Source organism: Flavobacterium sp., from assembly GCF_043779715.1.
GTDB lineage: Bacteria > Bacteroidota > Bacteroidia > Flavobacteriales > Flavobacteriaceae > Flavobacterium.
Window position 1 is genome coordinate 1 of sequence record NZ_JAYWDT010000273.1, and the last position, 2,413, is coordinate 2,413.

2 protein-coding genes are annotated in these 2,413 nt (G+C 30.9%); both read left to right on the plus strand.

Annotated elements, in window-relative coordinates; translation table 11 throughout:
- Positions 1-441, plus strand: a 441-nt coding sequence (locus tag ACH2BG_RS13195) for a dCTP deaminase domain-containing protein (RefSeq protein WP_395048160.1), incomplete at its 5' end; no start/stop codon positions are given.
- A gap of 32 nt (positions 442-473) precedes the next feature.
- Positions 474-2,413: hypothetical protein (locus ACH2BG_RS13200; RefSeq protein ID WP_395048161.1), on the plus strand; the 1,940-nt coding region annotated here is incomplete at its 3' end.

A 2,413-nucleotide genomic window follows, 5' to 3' on the forward strand; every position in this document is an offset into this window, starting at 1 on the left:
GATGTAATGTTAGGTGACAAACTATGTGTTTATGATTTTTCAACAGTATCTTATTTAGATTGTAAATTAGACAATCCGACTAAAATAATTTTAATTCCACAAGAAGGATTAGTTCTTCAACCGAATATTTTATATTTAGGTCATACGATTGAGCGTATCGGAAGTGAATATTATGTTCCTATGTATGATGGACGTTCGAGTATGGGAAGATTAGGTATCCAATCACATATTTCTGCGGGAGTTGGTGATATTGGGTTTAAAGAACAATGGACATTGGAAATATCTGTAATGCACCCGATAAAAGTATATGCACAAATGCGAATTGGACAAATACATTTTCATAAAATAGAAGATAAATATAATAATTTCAAAAACCATTATAAAGGAAAATATCAGCAACAAAAAGGACCTCAATCTTCAAAATCATATTTGGATAAATAAAAAATAAAAAATAAAAATCTGCGAATAAGATAATGAGTAACTCTTTAAAAGAACTTCCCAGGTTTGATGTTGGGGACGATAGTAATCAAGGATTGTTATCATTATCAGACACAGATTCAAATATACCTTCATTACCAGCAGATGTTGATGTCCCAGATTTCGATTCCCTTGATTTACCTGAATTACCAGAATTACCAGAAGAAGAAATGGCTGCAATCAATGTTATAATGGATCAAAACGAAGCGATTAATGCTAACGAACAAGTTGCTGCAAAAAAATACATAAGTGATATTATCGAATCATTTTATATTGGACAAGCTTTAAAAACCAAATTAAATAATGCATTAGGAGATGTTATTGATGCTCTACGTGCACCTAACGCTGCTGCCGATGAACCTCCTAAATTCACATCTGGTGGTAAATTAATAACTGTTTTATTCAAAGCTAAGAAAAAATTAGCTGATGTGCGTAAACAAGTAAGAAAAGATATTTCAAGTGCTGATACTAATTCTGTTTTAGCAAATTTAAAAAAAGCAGCTTCCGATGCATATGAAGCACGTAGAAAAGCAAAAACACAACAAGCAAAAGAACAAACACAACGAACAAAAGAACAAACCGCTGAAATGTTAAGTGTATATAACAAATATATCGCCGATCTTAAACGCTATTTAGGAACTTACATTCGGAAAGAATTATTTCCCCAACAACCTAAACTTAGTGTTGAAGAACGTGTTCACATTGGACGTAAATCTATCGAAAAACCTAAACGAAACCTTATCGATGAACCATGCGTAAAAGGTAAATGTGGATGGGAAAAACGCACATCATTAAAAGATTTATCAAGAGATGAACTTATGTTAATTTTGCATGAAATAAAAACGGATATTAGAGCATTGCGTGAAAGTGATCCTGATCAATGGAAGGAAATGCGCGTATTGTACAAACAAATACAACCCAAAACAAACAAATGGCGATACGGGACTTATTTAAAAGTGGTAACACAATTATTAACCAATCCTGATATTCGAATTCTAAATCCTAAATTTACGATACCGAATGTGTTAAAATACTATAATGAACACCCTAACACTGATGTATATAATAAAATATATTCCAGATGTTATGTATATAGTTTAATTACTATTACAAATGTTACAACGAAAACAAAACGAACATTAACTAATCAAGTTGATAAAAAATATACTGGTCGTCCAGGAGATGCACCTTTATTATTTTTAACTGAATTACTTGTGAATCATAAAAATCAACTTATTGAACTTATTCCTCAAATATCGGACAATAATATAAAAAAAATAATCGATAATGATAATAAACCTCCAAAATTTAATGTTAATATTGAATTTGTCCGCGTAACTCGAGGTGATCCTAAATTAGCTAAAATCGATAAAAATTGTACATTTAAATATAATTTACAAGGTGAATTTAAAATTAAATCAAATGCTGATGGTAAACATGATGTTAAAATCGATTATATATCAGTAAAAACAACTGCTGACAAAACAGATAAACAACGAAGAAAAGGAAAAAACCCTCGACAAGTTTGTGAATACAAAGATGCTTTAGAAACATCTTGCGTGCCCCGACACAGAAGAAACGATTTTCTCAATCAACAAACAATGAAATCATATTTAAAACGTCCTGGAGCAGTATCGCCTGTTAAAACTGGTAAACGTCCCGGTTCAAAACCTCAAAAACAACCCAAAAAATCCGACAAACTCTCCCAAGAACAACTTATCATTAAATCTCTTATTGATAAATTTGATTCTGATCTTCTTATTAAACCACAAACAAAAGGAGCATCGGTTAAACCTATGAAATGGCTTACATTTACAATCGATGAATTACAAGAACAAGAATCATTACTTGTTAATATAATTGCAAAAAATTTAGTTAGCAAAGATCAAGTAGCTAATAAAAAAGTCGAATTAATAGAAGCTGCAGAACAAAAATT